Annotated in this window: 15 protein-coding genes; 6 read left to right on the top strand and 9 right to left on the bottom strand. The window is 72.0% G+C overall.

The features are described from left to right. Window positions 1-5 precede the first annotated feature (5 nt). A complete protein-coding gene (locus Cba03nite_RS11935) occupies window positions 6-530 on the top strand; it encodes a hypothetical protein (RefSeq protein ID WP_203745212.1) in 525 nt (174 codons plus the stop codon). 51 nt (window positions 531-581) lie between these two features. Here the strand turns inward: Cba03nite_RS11935 and Cba03nite_RS11940 are convergent, their stop codons facing one another. Then, a complete protein-coding gene (locus tag Cba03nite_RS11940; protein ID WP_239125661.1) occupies window positions 582-2,093 on the bottom strand; it encodes a multicopper oxidase family protein in 1,512 nt (503 codons plus the stop codon). Window positions 2,094-2,272: 179 nt separating this feature from the next. On the opposite strand from Cba03nite_RS11940, the gene Cba03nite_RS11945 reads away from it, so the two are divergent. Together Cba03nite_RS11945 and Cba03nite_RS11950 are read left to right on the top strand one after the other, a co-directional pair. Beyond that, on the top strand, window positions 2,273-3,472 hold the full coding sequence (locus tag Cba03nite_RS11945) for an MFS transporter (RefSeq protein WP_203745216.1): 1,200 nt from the start codon (window positions 2,273-2,275) through the stop codon (window positions 3,470-3,472). 34 nt (window positions 3,473-3,506) lie between these two features. Continuing rightward, entirely contained in the window at window positions 3,507-5,888 is a 2,382-nt protein-coding gene (locus Cba03nite_RS11950) for a Tex family protein (RefSeq protein WP_203745218.1), read from the top strand. 88 nt (window positions 5,889-5,976) lie between these two features. Here the strand turns inward: Cba03nite_RS11950 and Cba03nite_RS11955 are convergent, their stop codons facing one another. Both Cba03nite_RS11955 and Cba03nite_RS11960 read right to left on the bottom strand, forming a co-directional pair. Beyond that, window positions 5,977-6,267, bottom strand: coding sequence for a hypothetical protein (locus Cba03nite_RS11955; RefSeq protein ID WP_203745220.1), 291 nt, complete (start codon window positions 6,265-6,267; stop codon window positions 5,977-5,979). 135 nt (window positions 6,268-6,402) lie between these two features. Continuing rightward, window positions 6,403-6,849 carry an Rv0361 family membrane protein gene (locus Cba03nite_RS11960; protein ID WP_203745222.1) on the bottom strand — a complete coding sequence of 149 codons (447 nt, stop codon included), beginning with the start codon at window positions 6,847-6,849 and terminating at the stop codon, window positions 6,403-6,405. Between the two features lie 44 nt (window positions 6,850-6,893). Between Cba03nite_RS11960 and Cba03nite_RS11965 the strand changes: the two genes are divergently transcribed. From Cba03nite_RS11965 to Cba03nite_RS11975, 3 genes are read left to right on the top strand one after another with little or no spacing between them, the layout of a single operon-like run. Next, complete coding sequence (locus Cba03nite_RS11965; protein ID WP_203745224.1) at window positions 6,894-7,811, top strand: LLM class F420-dependent oxidoreductase; 918 nt, start codon at window positions 6,894-6,896, stop codon at window positions 7,809-7,811. Between the two features lie 12 nt (window positions 7,812-7,823). Then, on the top strand, window positions 7,824-8,708 hold the full coding sequence (locus Cba03nite_RS11970; RefSeq protein WP_239125662.1) for a helix-turn-helix domain-containing protein: 885 nt from the start codon (window positions 7,824-7,826) through the stop codon (window positions 8,706-8,708). Continuing rightward, the gene (locus tag Cba03nite_RS11975) at window positions 8,705-9,091 is read left to right on the top strand and encodes a VOC family protein (RefSeq protein ID WP_203745226.1); all 387 of its coding nucleotides are present in this window, start codon (window positions 8,705-8,707) and stop codon (window positions 9,089-9,091) included. The genes Cba03nite_RS11970 and Cba03nite_RS11975 overlap by 4 nt, the downstream gene beginning before the upstream one ends. A 209-nt stretch (window positions 9,092-9,300) precedes the next feature. On the opposite strand, the gene Cba03nite_RS11980 is transcribed toward Cba03nite_RS11975, so the two are convergent. The 6 genes from Cba03nite_RS11980 to Cba03nite_RS12005 all read right to left on the bottom strand — a co-directional run bounded on the left by Cba03nite_RS11980 (window position 9,301) and on the right by Cba03nite_RS12005 (window position 15,541). Continuing rightward, a complete protein-coding gene (locus tag Cba03nite_RS11980; RefSeq protein WP_203745228.1) occupies window positions 9,301-10,221 on the bottom strand; it encodes an N-acetylglucosamine kinase in 921 nt (306 codons plus the stop codon). Window positions 10,222-10,263: 42 nt separating this feature from the next. Then, the gene (locus Cba03nite_RS11985; protein WP_239125663.1) at window positions 10,264-11,490 is read right to left on the bottom strand and encodes a family 16 glycosylhydrolase; all 1,227 of its coding nucleotides are present in this window, start codon (window positions 11,488-11,490) and stop codon (window positions 10,264-10,266) included. A gap of 202 nt (window positions 11,491-11,692) precedes the next feature. Beyond that, on the bottom strand, window positions 11,693-12,502 hold the full coding sequence (locus tag Cba03nite_RS11990; protein ID WP_203745230.1) for a carbohydrate ABC transporter permease: 810 nt from the start codon (window positions 12,500-12,502) through the stop codon (window positions 11,693-11,695). Further along, window positions 12,499-13,374 carry a carbohydrate ABC transporter permease gene (locus Cba03nite_RS11995; RefSeq protein WP_203745232.1) on the bottom strand — a complete coding sequence of 292 codons (876 nt, stop codon included), beginning with the start codon at window positions 13,372-13,374 and terminating at the stop codon, window positions 12,499-12,501. Before Cba03nite_RS11995 ends, Cba03nite_RS11990 begins: the two co-directional genes overlap by 4 nt. Window positions 13,375-13,380: 6 nt before the next feature. Beyond that, the gene (gene ngcE, locus Cba03nite_RS12000; protein WP_203745233.1) at window positions 13,381-14,772 is read right to left on the bottom strand and encodes an N-acetylglucosamine/diacetylchitobiose ABC transporter substrate-binding protein; all 1,392 of its coding nucleotides are present in this window, start codon (window positions 14,770-14,772) and stop codon (window positions 13,381-13,383) included. 34 nt (window positions 14,773-14,806) lie between these two features. Beyond that, complete coding sequence (locus Cba03nite_RS12005; RefSeq protein ID WP_203745235.1) at window positions 14,807-15,541, bottom strand: sugar isomerase domain-containing protein; 735 nt, start codon at window positions 15,539-15,541, stop codon at window positions 14,807-14,809. Window positions 15,542-15,579: the final 38 nt, after the last annotated feature.

Raw genomic sequence — 15,579 nt, forward strand, 5'->3', positions numbered from 1 at the left:
CCGCCATGACCCGAACCGAAAGCCCGTCCCCGAAGCGCCGCGGCCTCCTGCGCGCGGTGTCCACGCTGCTCACCGCGGCCCTTCTCGCCGTGGGCCTGTCCGTCGCCGGGAACGTCGCCACCGCCACCCCCGCGCAGGCCCTCTGCGTGACGCCCGCCCTGGTGGGCAACTGGTCGAACATCGACCCGGCGACCAACCACATCGTCCGCGCCGACATCCAGTTCTTCTGCAGCGACGTCGTCACCTGCGACGCGGACACCGGCATCTGCACCCGGCCCCCGTCGTACTACCGCATCCGCCCGTTCGGGGCGTGCGTGCCCACCGCCTGCGACTGGGGCTGGCGGAACATGACCGCCATGAGCGACGGCTGGCAGCGCACGCAGTACGTGTACAGCTGGGCGACCGTCGACGTCTGGGCCCGCACCGAGGCCTGGTACGGCCGCACCTACCTGCGGATCTGGAGCAACACCGACTTCACCGCCGCCGACGGCCGCACCGACTTCGCCCGCGACGAGTGGTTCCTGCGGTGAGCACGCCGCCGGCGGGAGCCCCCTGAGCCCCCGCCGGCGGCCTCCCCCCGGTCAGTGCCCGGCGTGGGCCAGGTGCGAGCCGTGGTCGATCACCCCCGGCCTGCCGCCCGGCGGCACCACCACGAACTGGCCCATCATCCCGGCGTCCTCGTGGAACAGCACGTGGCAGTGGAACATGTACGGCGTGTCCGCGTCCGCGTAGTCGGTGAACCGCATGATCAGCTCATACGTCTCGTCCGGGTGCAGGTAGACGGTGTCCTTCCAGCCCGACAGCCGCGGCGGCGGCGCGGCCCCGCTGACGGTGAGCACCTGGAACTGCACGTCGTGCACGTGGAAGTTGTGCGGCTGCCCGTCGTTGTTGACGACCCGCCACACCTCCGTGGTGTCCTGCTCGGGCGCGAAGTCGACCCGGGTCATGTCCATCTGCCTGCTGTTGATGCTGTGCCCGCTGAACTTGAACTCCCGCTGCTGCGCGGCGTCAGCGCGGTCGAGCCGCGGTGTGGCGACCAGCCGCTGCGGCACCTCCGGGCTCGCGGAAAGCGTCCCCGAGGCCCGCAGTTGCAGCACGTCGAACGAGTCCGCCCCGCCGGTGAACCGCCCGAACACGCCCGTGCCCAGGTCCGGCGGGTAGCTGCGCAGCACCGTCCGCTCCCCCGCCTTGACCGTCACCACGATCTCGGCCCGCTCACCCGGCGACAGCATGAGCCGGTCCGTCCGGTGCGCCGCCTCCAGCAGCCCGCCGTCCGTACCCACCAGGTCGAACTGACGCCCGTCGGCGAACCCGAAGTCGTAGACGCGCGCGTTGGACCCGTTCAGCAGCCGCAGCCGCACCCGCTGCGTCTTCACCTCCAGGTACGGCCCGACGGTGCCGTTGACGGCGATGGTGTCGCCGAGGACGCCGACCCCGCTGAAGATCCCCGGGGCGTCGTCGAGCTTGCCCTTCGCGTCGAACTTGCGGTCCTGCACGATCACCGGGATGTCGTCGACGCCGTACTCGTGCGGCAGCGCCGCGACCGAGGTGGCCGGGTCGTCGACGATGAACATGCCGGCCAGGCCCTGGTACACGTGCTTGGCGGTCTCGCCGTGCAGGTGCGGGTGATACCAGAGCGACGCGGCGGGCTGCTCGATCTTCCAGGCCGGCGACCAGGTCCTGCCGGGTGCCACGAGCTGGTGCGGGCCGCCGTCCATCTCGGGCGGCAGGTGCATGCCGTGCCAGTGCACCGTGGTCGTCTGGTCGAGGCCGTTGGTCACGTTGACCACGACCTGCTCGCCGCGCGTGGCGCGCAGCGTCGGGCCGAGCACGTCGCCGTTGAACCCCCAGGTCGGCGTCGTGCCCCGGCCGAAGTCGTGCGTGCCCGCCTGCGCCCGGAGGTCGAACACGCGGCGGCCGCCCTCCAGCCGCGACGGCGCGAGCGGCGGCACCGCCAGCGGCCGTGTGAAGTCGACCGCGTCGGTCGTGTCGACCGTCTGGCTGTTCCAGATCCAGACACCGGCCCCCGCACACACCGTGCACAGCAGCGCGACCACGATGCCCAGCACCGCCAGCACCCTCCTGAGGCGCACCCTGACCAACTCCCTTCCCCGGGTCCTGTGAAGCGCAGACAGGGTGCCGGGCGCCGATCGGGCACGTCGAGGGATAGACCGGGATACCCGGGACAGGCCAGGGGATTCCCCCCGGTCGTGAGCGAGTTCACCGGGGGAACCCTGACGGGATCTCCCGGTAGAGCGTTTACGGTCGTACGGTGACCGCCGCGCCCCTCCCCGCCACCGCCCGCCACGAGCCCTGGCCGCTGGCGGGCCTGCTGCTGGTGGCCGCGGGCACGTTCCTGTCGGTGACCACCGAGATGGTGCCGATGGGCCTGCTCAGCTCGATCAGCCGGGACCTCGGCGTCAGCGAGCCCACCGTCGGTCTGCTCGTCACCGGGTACGCCCTGATGGTGGCGCTGTTCGCGGCGCCCCTGGGGCGGCTGACCGCCCGGTTCCCGCGCCGCGGCCTGCTGGTCTGCACGCTGCTGGCGTACTCCGCGAGCAACGTGCTGATGGCCGTGAGCACCGTGTATCCGCTGGCCGCGGCCGCCCGGCTGCTGGGCGGCCTCACGCACGGCGCGTTCTGGGCCATGTGCGCCGGATACGTCGCCCGCATGGTCACCCCCGACCGGGTCGGCCGTGCGGTGACCCTGGTGTTCGCCGGGGGCACGGTGGCGATCCTGCTCGGCGTTCCCGCAGGGACCGCGCTCGGCGTCGCGATCGGCTGGCGGGCCGCGTTCGCGGTGCTGGCCGGGGTCGGCGTGGTGCTGGCGCTGGTCGGCTGGCGGCTGCTGCCCGACTTCCCCGGCGAGGCCGCCGGCAACGGGATGAGCCTGCTGCGTGTGCTGCGCACACCGTCCGTGGCGATCGTGGTGGTCACCACCGCGGTCACCATGCTCGGCTACTTCAGCTTCTACACCTACATCTCGCCGTTCCTGCAGGCCACCGGCCTGAGCGAGGAGGCGCTGAGCCCCGCGCTGCTCGGCTACGGCGCGGCCGGCGCGGTCGGCCTGCTCGCCGCCGGGCTGCTCGTGGACAAGCGGCCCCGGCTGGCCATGCTGGGCGGGGTCGTCCTCCTGACCGGCGCGCTGGTCGTGCTCGCCCTGGCCGGGACGACCCCCGCGCTGGCGGTGGCCGCCGCCGCGCTGGCCGGTCTCGCGCTCAACGCCCTGGCCACGCTGGTGCAGGCGGCGATCCTGCGGGCCGCCCCGGCGGGCGCCGCCGACACCGCCGCCGCGCTCAACGCCTCGGCCTTCAACCTGGGCATCGGCGGCGGCGCGCTGCTCGGCGGCCTGGCGCTCAGCGGCTGGGGCGCGGCCTCGCTGCCGCTCGTCGCGGCGGTGCTGACCACCGCCGGCATCGGTGGCGTGCTGTACGGCCGCCGGGAGGGCTTCCCCGCCACGGTGCCCCTGTGAACCGCCGCGGCCTGCGAGCGGGCAGAATGGCGGCGTGACGACGTCCATTAACCAGCGCATCGCCGAGGAGCTCGGCGTACGGAACAACCAGGTGACCGCGGCGGTCGAGCTGCTCGACGGCGGGGCCACCGTCCCGTTCATCGCCCGCTACCGCAAGGAGGTCACCGGCGCGCTGGACGACGAGCAGCTGCGCAACCTCGAAGAGCGGCTGCGCTACCTGCGCGAGCTGGAGGAGCGCCGGACCACGATCATCGAGTCGATCCGGTCGCAGGGCAAGCTCGACGACGCGCTGCTGGCGCAGATCATGGCCGCCGACGCGAAGGCGCGGCTGGAGGACATCTACCTGCCGTACAAGCCGAAGCGGCGTACCAAGGCGATGATCGCCCGCGAGGCGGGCCTGGAGCCGCTCGCGGACCTGCTGCTCGGCGACCCGTCGCACGACCCGCAGACCGCCGCCGCGGCGTACGTCGACGCGGACAAGGGCGTGGCCGACACCGGCGCCGCGCTGGAGGGCGCCCGCGCCATCCTGGTCGAGCGCTTCGGCGAGAACGCCGACCTCATCGGCGCGCTGCGCGAGCTGATGTGGACCCGCGGCCGGATCGTCTCCAAGATGCGCGACGGCAAGGCCGAGGAGGGCGCGAAGTTCTCCGACTACTTCGACTTCTCCGAGCCGTACGCCAAGCTGCCCAGCCACCGCATCCTCGCCATGTTCCGGGGCGAGAAGGAGGAGGTGCTGGACCTGGTCATGGAGCCGGACGAGCCGCAGCCCGAGGGCGCGCCCGCCGGCCCGACCGTGTTCGAGGGACGGATCGCCGCCGCGTTCGGCATCAGCGACCGCGGCCGCCCGGCCGACAAGTGGCTGAACGACACCGTGCGCTGGGCCTGGCGCACCCGCATCCTGGTGCACCTGGGCCTGGACCTGCGCAACCGGCTCTGGCAGGCCGCCGAGGAGGAGGCCGTCCGGGTCTTCGCGATGAACCTGCGCGACCTGCTGCTGGCCGCCCCGGCGGGCACCCGCGCCACGATGGGCCTGGACCCGGGCTACCGCACCGGCGTCAAGGTCGCCGTCGTCGACGCCACCGGCAAGGTCGTCGCCACCGACACGATCTACCCGCACGTGCCGCACAACCGCTGGAACGAGTCCCTGGCCAGCCTCGCCAAGCTGTGCGCGGCGCACAAGGTCGAGCTGATCGCCATCGGCAACGGCACCGCCTCCCGCGAGACCGACAAGCTCGCCATCGACCTGATCAAGCTCGCGCCGCACCTCAACCTGACGAAGATCGTCGTCTCCGAGGCGGGCGCGTCGGTGTACTCCGCCTCCGCGTACGCCTCGCAGGAGCTGCCCAGCCTCGACGTGTCGCTGCGCGGCGCGGTGTCCATCGCCCGCCGCCTGCAGGACCCGCTCGCCGAGCTGGTGAAGATCGACCCGAAGTCCATCGGCGTCGGGCAGTACCAGCACGACCTGTCCGAGGTGAAGCTGTCCCGCTCGCTGGACGCGGTGGTCGAGGACTGCGTGAACGGCGTCGGCGTCGACGTGAACACCGCGTCCGCGCCGCTGCTGGCCCGGGTGTCCGGCATCAGCGCCGGGCTGGCCGAGAACATCGTGCTGCACCGCGACGCCAACGGCCCGTTCCGCTCGCGCACCGCGCTCAAGGAGGTGCCGCGCCTCGGGCCGAAGGCGTTCGAGCAGTGCGCGGGCTTCCTGCGCATCCCCAACGGCGACAACCCGCTCGACGCGTCCAGCGTGCACCCCGAGGCGTACCCGGTGGTGCAGCGCATCCTGAAGAACAACGGCGTCGAGATGGCCAAGCTCATCGGCAACGGCTCGCTGCTGCGCACCCTCAAGCCGGCGGAGTACGCCGACGACGTGTTCGGCCTGCCGACCGTCACCGACATCATCAAGGAGCTGGAGAAGCCCGGCCGCGACCCCCGCCCGGCCTTCAAGACCGCGTCCTTCAAGGACGGCGTCGAGAAGATCGGCGACCTGCAGCCCGGCATGCTGCTGGAGGGCGTGGTCACGAACGTGGCCGCGTTCGGCGCGTTCGTCGACATCGGCGTGCACCAGGACGGCCTGGTCCACGTCTCGGCGATGTCGCGCAACTTCGTCAGCGACCCGCGCGACGTGGTCAAGTCCGGCGACGTGGTCAAGGTGAAGGTGCTCGACGTGGACATCCCGCGCAAGCGCATCTCGCTGACCCTGCGCCTGGAGGACGAAGCGGCTCCGGCCGGCGGCGACCGCGGGCAGCGCGGCGGCGGCGGTGACCGCGGCCAGCGCGGCGGCCAGGGTGGTCAGCGCGGCGGCCAGGGCGGCCAGCGCGGTGGCGGCGGGCAGCCCCGCCAGCGCAACGAGGCACCCGTCGCCAACAGCGCCATGGCCGACGCCCTGCGCCGGGCGGGCCTCGACAAGCTCCGCTGAACTTCCCCTGACCGGCATTGCCAAAGCTCCCGCCACGCTGTCAACGCAGCGTGGCGGGAGCTTCATCATGGTCCCGGAGCGGAAGCGCTCAACCCGCGCGAAGGCGGCGCCGGCGGGTGAGGACGATCAGTCCCACGCCGCCCGCGGCGAGCGCCGTGCCGACGAGCGCGGTCACGATGTTGGTGCTCATGTCGTCCTCGATGTCGGCCACGTCCACCTGGCGCCAGCGCAGCTCCTGCTCGCCTTCCGCCTCGGCCAGCCGCTGCTCGGCCCGGGGCAGCTGGTCGGCGAGCTGCGTGTAGCCGTACGCGCTGCCCACCGCCAGGAACAGCCCCAACCCGATGAGCAGCACTCCCACGGCGTACGACACTCTCCACATGGCGCCTCCCCGGCCCTCGTGTTCACCGACCCGGGGAAGCTACGGCCGCCGCAGCATCGTCCGCGGCGGCCGCCTTACGTCACCGCAGGCCACGGGCGGGGCATACGCTCCCGGAGCGGCCCGGTGCGGGAGGTGTCAGCCGCACACCCGCCACTCGCCGTCCTCCTTCAGCAGCGGGAAGCCCTGCGTCATGACGGCTCCCGTCTCGGCCTGGGTGAGGCGCATCGTGATGACCGCGGTGGTGGTGGAGTTCATCTGCTTGATGCTGGTGCCGGTCACCTCGTACTTGCTGATCTTCAGCTGAGCCGTCTGCACCCGGGTGTAGTCGGCCTCGGAGGTGCTCGCCTGGACCCTGTCGCACAGCCGCCCGTACGCGCCGTGGTAGTCCCCGGCCATGATGTCCTCGACGTAGGCGACCGCGACGTCGCGGGCCGGGCCGGTCGCCTCCTGCACGCCGCGGAACAGCAGCACCGCGCCGGTGATGCCGCCACCGCAGCACAGCACCAGGACGATGGCGACGATGATCAGGATGCGCTTGGTGTTGCTCTTCTTCGCCGGCGGCGGCGGAGGCACGAAGGTCATGGCGCCAATATGAACGATCAACGCAAGCGGTCTAGGGTCGGTGGATGAGCGCCTTCCGGTTGTCCTCGAACGTGTTCGCCGTCCCGTCCGCGAACGCCTTCACGGACCGGTGCCGGCTGGCCGAGCGGCTCGGATACGACACCGTGTTCGCCGCCGACCATCTCGGCGCGCCCGCGCCGTTCCCGGTGCTGGTCGCGGCTGCCGCAGCCACCGAACGGCTGCGGGTGGGCACGTTGGTGCTGAACGTGCCGTTCTGGAATCCGGCGCTGCTGGCCCGGGAGATCGCCACGGCGGACCTGCTCACCGGCGGGCGGCTGGAGGTCGGTCTCGGCGCGGGCCACATGAAGTGGGAGTTCGACGCGGCGGGCATCCCGTTCGAGCGGTTCGGCGCCCGCACCGCCCGGCTCGCCGAGACGATCACCGAGCTGGGCCGCTGGTTCCGGGCCGAAGACACCAGACCGCTGCCTGGCGGCGCGCCCCCGCTTCCGGTGCAGAAGAAGGGCTTCGGGGGGTACGGGCCGCCGCTGATCGTCGGCGGCACCGGAGACCGGGTGCTGCGTATCGCCGCCGAGCATGCCGACATCGTCTCGATCGCGGGGGCGTACCAGGTCAAGAACGCCGACCCGGGCACCTTCCGGCTGGGCACGGCCGCGGAGACGGACGAGCGGGTGGCGTTCACCCGGGCGCTGGCCGGGCCACGGGCCGCTGGGATCGAATGGCACACGCTGATCCAGCTGGTGGTCGAGACAGACGACCGCGCGGCGAAGGCGGAGGAGCTGTCCGCTCGGGTGGGCATGCCCGCGGCGGAGGTGCTGGAGTGCCCGTTCCTGCTGTTCGGCACGGCGGACGAGATGGCGGCGCAGTTGAGCCGGCAGCGCGAGCGCTGGGGCTTCAGCTACCTGACCGTGCATGATCCGTACCTGGAGGCGTTCGCGCCGGTCATCGCCGCACTGCGGGGCTGAGAAGGGCAGCGGGTGGCGGCGCGCATCGCCGCGTCGATGTGCGGCGCTCCGCCCGACCCCGTGGCAGCATGGATCGACATGAACGTCGCCGAGCACGTCGAGGCGCGGCCCGCGCCCGCGCTGCGGCCGTACGTGCGCCGGTACTCCGGCTACCACTACCGCGGCTTCGCCCCGGGAGTGCATCTGGGCCTGCCGTCCTCCGCGCTGACCGTCGTGATCAGCTTCGACGAGCCCACGCTCGTGGCGCTGTCCCCCGGCGAGCCGCCGACCGGGTATGCCGCCCTGGCCAGCGGCCTGTCCCTGGCCCCCGCCTTCATCCACCACGACGGCGCCCAGTACGGCGTGCAGCTGGACCTCACCCCGGCGGGCGCCCGCGCCCTGTTCGGCGTGCCCGCCGCGGCACTGGCCGCCGCCGTGCTGCCGCTGGACCTCGAACCCCTGACCGACCGGCTGCGCACCGCGTCCTGGCCGGAACGGTTCACGCTGCTCGACGCCGCGCTCACCGCCCGCCTGCGCCCGGCCGACGCCGCACCCGAGCTGGTGTACGCCTGGCAGCGGGTGCAACGCTCCGGCGGTGACCTGCGGGTCGGCGAGCTGGCCGCCGAGACCGGCTGGAGCCGCCGCACCCTGTGCTCCCGCTTCACCGCCGAGTACGGCGTCGGCCCCAAGGACGCGCTGCGCCTGGCCCGGTTCGGCCGCTCGCGGCGGCTCGTGCAGCGGATCGACCGGCCGGCGCTGGCCGAGGTCGCCGCTGCCTGCGGCTACCACGACCAGGCGCATCTGGCCCGGGAGTGGCGCGAGTTCGCCGGGGTCGCGCCGTCGCGCTGGCTGGCCGCCGAGGAGCTTCCCATAAGTACAAGCCAGGACGGCTCCGCTGCCGCGACCCTGGAGCCATGACCGATCGCGAAACCATGGTCTGGCCCTGCCTGACCTACCCCGACGCCGGCGCCGCCATCACGTTCCTGGAGGAGGCGTTCGGGTTCACCGCCACCGCCGTGCACGGCACCGGCGACACCGTCGCGCACGCCGAGCTGCGCTGGCCGCTCGGCGGCGGCGTCATGCTGGGCAGCCCCCGGCCGGACAACGTGCACGACATCCCGGCCGGGCAGGGCCTGGTCTACGTCGTCACCGACAAGCCCGACGCCCTCTTCGCCCGCGCCGTCGCGGCCGGTGCGACGGTGGTCCGCGAGCTGCGCGACGAGGACTACGGCTCGCGCGGCTTCACCGTCCGCGACCCCCAGGGCATCCTCTGGAGCTTCGGCACCTACACCGGCGAGTGAGCCCACAGGCCGCCCCGCCGCCCGCCCGCCCGCCCGCCGCCCGCCCAAGATCATCCGACTTGCCTGGCACCTGGGCGTATCTTGAGCGCGCTTTCGCCCACTTGCCAGGCAAGTTGGACGATCTTGGGCGGGCCACGCAAGTTGGACGATCTTGGCTTGCGACACGAGACGGACGATCTTGGCGTCGGGCAACGGGCGATGTGACGGCGTCAGGTGCCGGACCGGGCGGCGGCGATACGGGCGGCGCCCACCTCGCCCGGGCCCGCGGTGACCGTGGCGGTGCCGGGCAGGTGGTGGGCCAGCAGCCGGATCACCGCCTCGCGCACCGGGCGGGAGCCGCCCAGCACGCTGCCCGCCAGCACCACCGGGCCGTCCGCGTGCACCTCCACGACGGTGTCCACCAGGTGCGCGGCACAGCGTTCGACAAGCGCGGCGGCCTGCGGGTCGCCGGCCTCGGCGGCCTCGGTGACCAGGGGCGCGAGCCGGGACAGGTGGCGCGGCTCCTGGTCGTGCAGCGCGCCGATCAGGTCGTCGGCGGCCTGCCGGGACGCGGCGGCAGGCAGCACGCCGAGCACGGCCGTCGCGACGGCGCGGGTCAGGTGCCCCTCGGGGACGCGGGAGTACAGCTCACGGGCAGTCAGCGCGGCCGCCTCGCGGCCCAGCCAGAACCCGGAGCCCAGATCGCCGAGCAGCCAGCCGATGCCGTCCGCGCTCGCCGTCATCACCCCGTGCTCGATGCGCGCCGCGATCGCCCCGGTGCCGGAGATCAGCACCGTGCCGCGCGGCTCGGGCGTGCCGGCGGCGTACGCCACCTCGACATCACCGACCGGCCGCACCGGCACCAGAAGCCCCAGCTCCGCAAAGGCGGTCTCATAGGCGGACGCAACGGCGGGGTCGGTGAACCGGCCGGTCCCCGCGATGCCCATCACCGCACAGCGCACCTCAGCAGGGTCGAGGCCGGTCAGGGCCGCCCGGACGGCGTCCGACACCGCGGCCACGGCCTCGGGCAGCGGCACCGAGACCGGGTTGCCGGCGCCCGCGCGGCCGAAGCCGGCGCGGGCGCCGTCGAGCGTGGTGATCAGCGCCCGTGACGACGTGCCGCCGACGTCGAGGCCGAGGACGAGGGTCACGGGCGCTGATCCTTTCACTTCATCGGGACCGGGTCGACTGCGTCAGCAGCGGCCCAGGTCCTCCCACTGCACGGTCCAGCCGGGCTCGCTGCCCTGAGTCCACCACTTGGCGCGCCACAGGTGCACGCCGTCGCCGGACTTCGGGCCGCTGGGGTTGCCGTTGGCGCTGCGCTCCCACTTGACCTGCTGGCCGGTGGTGTAGACGCCGCTGATCGTCCAGGTCGCCGCGTTGGCGCAGCCGGTGCCGCCGGTCGGCGGGGCCGACGGGGACGGCGAGCTGCTCGGCGGGGCCGAGGGCGACGACGAGGGCGGGGTGCTCGGGCCGGTAGACGGCGAGGCGGTGGGGCAGGTGCCGCCGCCGGTGCCGACGGTGTCGGTGTGCGCCACGTTCTGCGCCCGGTACGAGCCGACACGGGTGTTGACCTGCGCCGGGGTGAGCACCTCGTTCTGCGAGTACAGCACGTAGTCGACCTGCTGGCGGTAGGTCGACATGCCGCCGGTGTGCGCGGCCGCGTCGATGAACCACAGGTTGAAGTTGATCGACATGTTCGTCTCGGGGTAGTAGATGCCGCTGTGGTCGGCGACCAGGTTCCCGTCGATGTAGTACTTCACGTGCCCGGCCGAGACCGTGAACACGAGGTCGTGCCAGCCCGCGAACGACTGCCGCTGCTCGCCGTGGGCGTTGACGGCCTCCCACGGGTCGGGGCGGTAGGTCTCCCACGTGGTCTCGTACATGATGTTCGACGGCTCGCCCCACCCGCCGTTGGGCAGGTACTCGAAGTCGATCTCGCCGTAGTTCGGGTCCATCGGGGCGGCCAGCGGGGTGATGGTGAAGAACGTCTCCACCAGGTGGTCGCCGTCGTTGCCGGAGACCGGCGCGTCGGTGAACTTGACCCGCGCGGCGTAGGTGCCCTCGAAGAACTTCTGCTGGTGGTACAGCTCCGCCTGGCTGGTGCCGCCGGCCGTGCCGTCGGTGGACGCCTGCAGCTGCAGGGACTTGGCGCCGTCCACGGTCGGGAACGAGACGTTGCTGGTCGGCCAGGAGGCACCGGGGATGCCGGGGCCGCCGGAGTAGGTGCGCACCGTCCAGCCGCGCTGCTGGATCAGCGGATCGCTCGGCCCGCTGTAGCTGAAATCGTCGAACAGGGCGTTGCAGGTGGCCGCCGCGGCGGACGCGGTGGTGCCCGCGGTGAGCGCGACCAGCGTGCCGGCGGTGAGCGCCAGTGCGGTGGCGCCGAGCGCGGCGACGATGGGACGTCGGAGGGACACTTGTTTCTCCTTTCGGGGTGGCGGACTACGGTGGGTGGCACCCCCGGGTGCGCCGCGTGAGAGGCGGCGCACCCGGGGCCTGGTGCCCCGTGGGTCCGTTGGTGCGGGAGGTGCCTTCTTGCGGGCACGGTCGAGCACGCCGAGAAGCACGTTCTCCCCGAGTTCGGCGTCTGCGCCCGCCCGTGCGGTCTGTGGTGTGGTGTTACTTGAGGGCGCCGGAGGTCAGCCCGGCGCGGATCTGCCGCTGGAAGAAGACGTACGCGAGCAGCACCGGCAGGATCGCGATGACCAGCCCGGCGAACAGGCCGCTCCAGTCGCTGCGGTAGCCCTGGCTCACTGCCAGCTCGGCGAGGCCCTGAGCCAGGACGTAGTGGTCCGGGTCCGGGTTGAGCACCTTCGGCAGCAGGTACTGGTTCCACAGGCCGAGGAAGTTGAAGATGCCCACGCTGACCATGCCCGGCCGGGCCATCGGCAGCATGACCTTGAAGAACACCCCGGCGTGCGAGGCGCCGTCGATGAACGCGGCCTCGGCGACCGCGCCCGGCAGCGAGCGGAAGAACCCGTGCAGGAAGAACACGGTGAACGGCAGGGCGTACGCGGCGTACACGAGGATCAGCCCGTGGTACGTGCCGAGCAAACCGAGGTTGTCCACCACGAAGAACAGCGGCACCAGCGCGAGGAACACCGGGAACAGCATCCCCGCCACCAGCAGGTAGTAGATGAACCGGTTGCCCGGGAACTCGTAGCGGGCCAGGCAGTACGCCGTCAGCGCGCCGAGCAGCATGGTCAGCGCGAGCGCGCCGCCCACCACGATCAGCGTGTTGAGCAGGTACTGCCCGATCGAGGCCTGGTCCCAGGCGCGGGACCAGTTGTCGAACCGGAGCTCGGCCGGCGGCGTCCACGGGCTGTCGAAGATCTCCGCGTCGGTCTTGAACGACGACATGAAGGCCCACAGCAGCGGCAGCGTCACCAGCGCGGCCCACAGCGTCAGCACGGCGTGCTTGATCCTCATGCCAGCTCCACCCGCTCCCGCTTGGTGACCCGCAGCAGCAGCACCGCGATGGACAGGGTGAGGAAGAAGATCGCCACCCCCATGGCCGAGGCGTAGCCGAACTTCCCGAAGGCGAACGCGGTCCGGTAGAGGCCCAGCCCCATCACCTCGGTGCTGTTGTCCGGGCCGCCCGGCCCGACCGTCATGATCTGGACCAGGGCGAACCCGTCCAGCGCCGCGATGCCCAGGTAGATCCAGCCGACCTGCACGCTCTCCCAGATCAGCGGGAGCGTGATCCGCCGGAACACGGTCACCGGCCCGGCCCCGTCGATGGCCGCGGCCTCGACGATGTCCTCCGGCACCGACTCCATCGCAGCCGAGAACAGCACCACGTAGAAGCCGACCGACGACCAGATCAGCACGATCATCACGCACCACAGCGCCAGGTCCGGCTCGGCCAGCCACGAGCGCCGCCACGAGTCCAGGCCCACCGCCGACAGCGCCCCGTTGAGCAGGCCGCTGTTGGGGGTGTACACGAACTGCCAGAGCACCGCGATGATCGCGACGCTGAGCAGCTGCGGGAAGAAGTACACCACCCGGTACACCCTGGTGCCCTTGGTCGCGGCGGCCAGCGCCAGCGCGATCGCGATGACGGCCAGCGGCACGACAAGCAGCATCAGCCCGTTGTGGCGCAGCCCCGCCAGGAACAGCGGGTCACTCCACAGCCTGCCGAAGTTGTCCAGCCCGGTGAACTCCGGGGCGCTGTCCACGCCGTTCCAGTTCGTGAACGCGAGCTGGAACGCCTGCAGGTACGGCGACAGGACGAACACGCCGTACAGCGCCAGGGGCACGATCAGCGCCCCCACCAGGAACCGGTACTTGCCGTGCCGCATGGCCCCTCACCGCTTGTGCTTGACGATGGAGCTGTCCTTGGCGACCGCGTCGGCGGCCTTCTGCACGCGCTCGGCCCACTGCTGCGGGTTGATGCGCTTGGTGGCCAGCTCGCCCGTCGCGTCGTCGACCGCCTTCGACAGCGGCGCGTACCAGGTGCGGAACTTGTAGCTGAACACGTTCGGGCCGGCCGCCTTGACCGCCTCGGCCACCGAGCCCAGGCCGCTGGTCAGGGTGAGCCCGTCGGTGGCGCCGGTGACCACCGGCAGCGCCTTGGCGCTCTCGGCGAAGCCGCGCGCGACCTGCTTGGAGAACAGGTAGCGCAGGAACTCCAGACCGCCCTGCGGGTTCTTGGCCTTCGCGGGCACCAGGAACGACTCGCTGCTGGCGGCCATCACCGCGCCGTTGGGCAGCTTGTCCGAGCTGGTCAGCGCGGGCACGGTCGCCATGACCATGTCGAACCCGGCCGGGGTGACCTGCTGCTGCTCGCCCTCCAGCCAGGAGCCGCACGGGATGAACGCCACCTGGCCCTTGCACCACGCGTTCTGCGCCTCGGTGTGGGACAGGCCCTCCGAGCCGGGCAGGATGTGCCCGCGTACCGCGAGCTGGTGGATCGCCTCCGCGGCGGCCACGACGGCGGGCTGCTGCCACGCCCCGGCCTCCAGGTTGTCGATCGCCTTGACCGCCTCGACGCCGCCGGCCTTGGCGGCCATCGACAGCAGCGGGTCGTTCAGGTACTCCGGGTACTTGCCCTGCCAGGTCCAGGGGGCCAGACCGGCCTTCTTGATCTCGTCGTTGAGGGTGAGCATCTCCTCCCACGTCTTGGGGAAGGTCCACCCGTGCTTGGCGAACAGCGACTTGGAGTACCAGACGCCCCACAGCACCGACGAGTAGTTGAGCACCAGCGGCTTGCCGTCGAACGTGCCGTCCTCGATCACGCCCGGCATGAGCGTGTCGCGTACCTTCTTGCCCGGGTCGTCCACGGCCGGGGCGTCCAGCAGCTCGGTCAGGTCCTTCAGCTTGCCCGCCGAAACCAGGGTGGCCAGGTCGAGGCGGCCCGCGCCGCTGTTGTCGACCACGTCCGGCGGGCTGTCGGCCACGAACCGCGGCTGCAGCACCTCGCCCACGCCCTGGATGCCCTTGTGGTCGATGGCGACCTTCGGGTGCTTCTCCTTCAGCCGGGTCCCGGCGTCGATCGCGTACTGGTCGCCGTACCCACCCTTGAAGATCACCACTTCCAGGCCGGCGTCGGCCGGCACGCCCAGCGGGTTCTCCGCGCTGACGTCGCCCTTGCCCGCGCCCTCGTTATCGCCGCCACCACCGGTGGCGCAGGCGGCCAGCGTGGTGCTCGCCGCTGCGGCAGCCGCGCTGAGCAGCGCGCCGCGTCTTGTAAGGTTCATGATGTCGCCCTTCATGCACACAGGGGTTGATGGGTTAGGCGATACGCCGGATGCGCCCGGCGTATCGCGCTTCCAACTGCTGGTTGTGCTCATAGCCGCCGGCGATGTTGGCGGACAGGTAGATCGGCGGGGTCTGACCCGCCTCCTCCAGGCGCCGCACGACCTCGGTGACCACCATCTGGGCCAGCACGGCCGCGGTCACCGACGACACGGCGCCGGACTGGTTGGGCATGATCACGTCGCCGTACGGGGCGCCGTTGTCCAGCACCACGTCGGCGATCTCGGACAGCCGCTTCCCGGACGGGTGGCGCGGCTGCGACTGCGCGGTGTGCGCCAGCGACGTCACCGCGATCAACTGGTGGCCCTTCTCCTTGATGAGCAGGGCCAGCTCGACCACCACCCCGTTGATGCCGGAGTTGGAGGCCAGCACGAACACGTCCGCGGGCTGGATCGGGGCCAGCTCGTAGAGCCGGTGCGCCACCTCGGTGCGCCGCTCCAGCAGCTGGTCCTCCAGCACCTCGCGCGGCTCGCCGCCCCACAGCACGATGTCGCGCAGCGCGATGCGGTTCGTCGGCACCAGGCCCCCGGCCCGGCCCGCGATCTCCATCGCGAGCGCCTCGGAGTGCCCGCTGCCGAACGCCTGCACCACGCCGCCCGCGTTCAGGCTCTCCGTGATCAGGTCGGCGGCCCGCTGCACGTTGGCGGCCTGCCCGGTGCCCACCTTGCCCACCAGCTCGGTGATGGCTTCCAGGTACGTCTGCGCGTTCATCTCGCTCCTCGTGTTGCTCGTGGGTTGGCCGCGCGGTC

Source organism: Catellatospora bangladeshensis (assembly GCF_016862575.1).
Classification (GTDB): domain Bacteria; phylum Actinomycetota; class Actinomycetes; order Mycobacteriales; family Micromonosporaceae; genus Catellatospora; species Catellatospora bangladeshensis.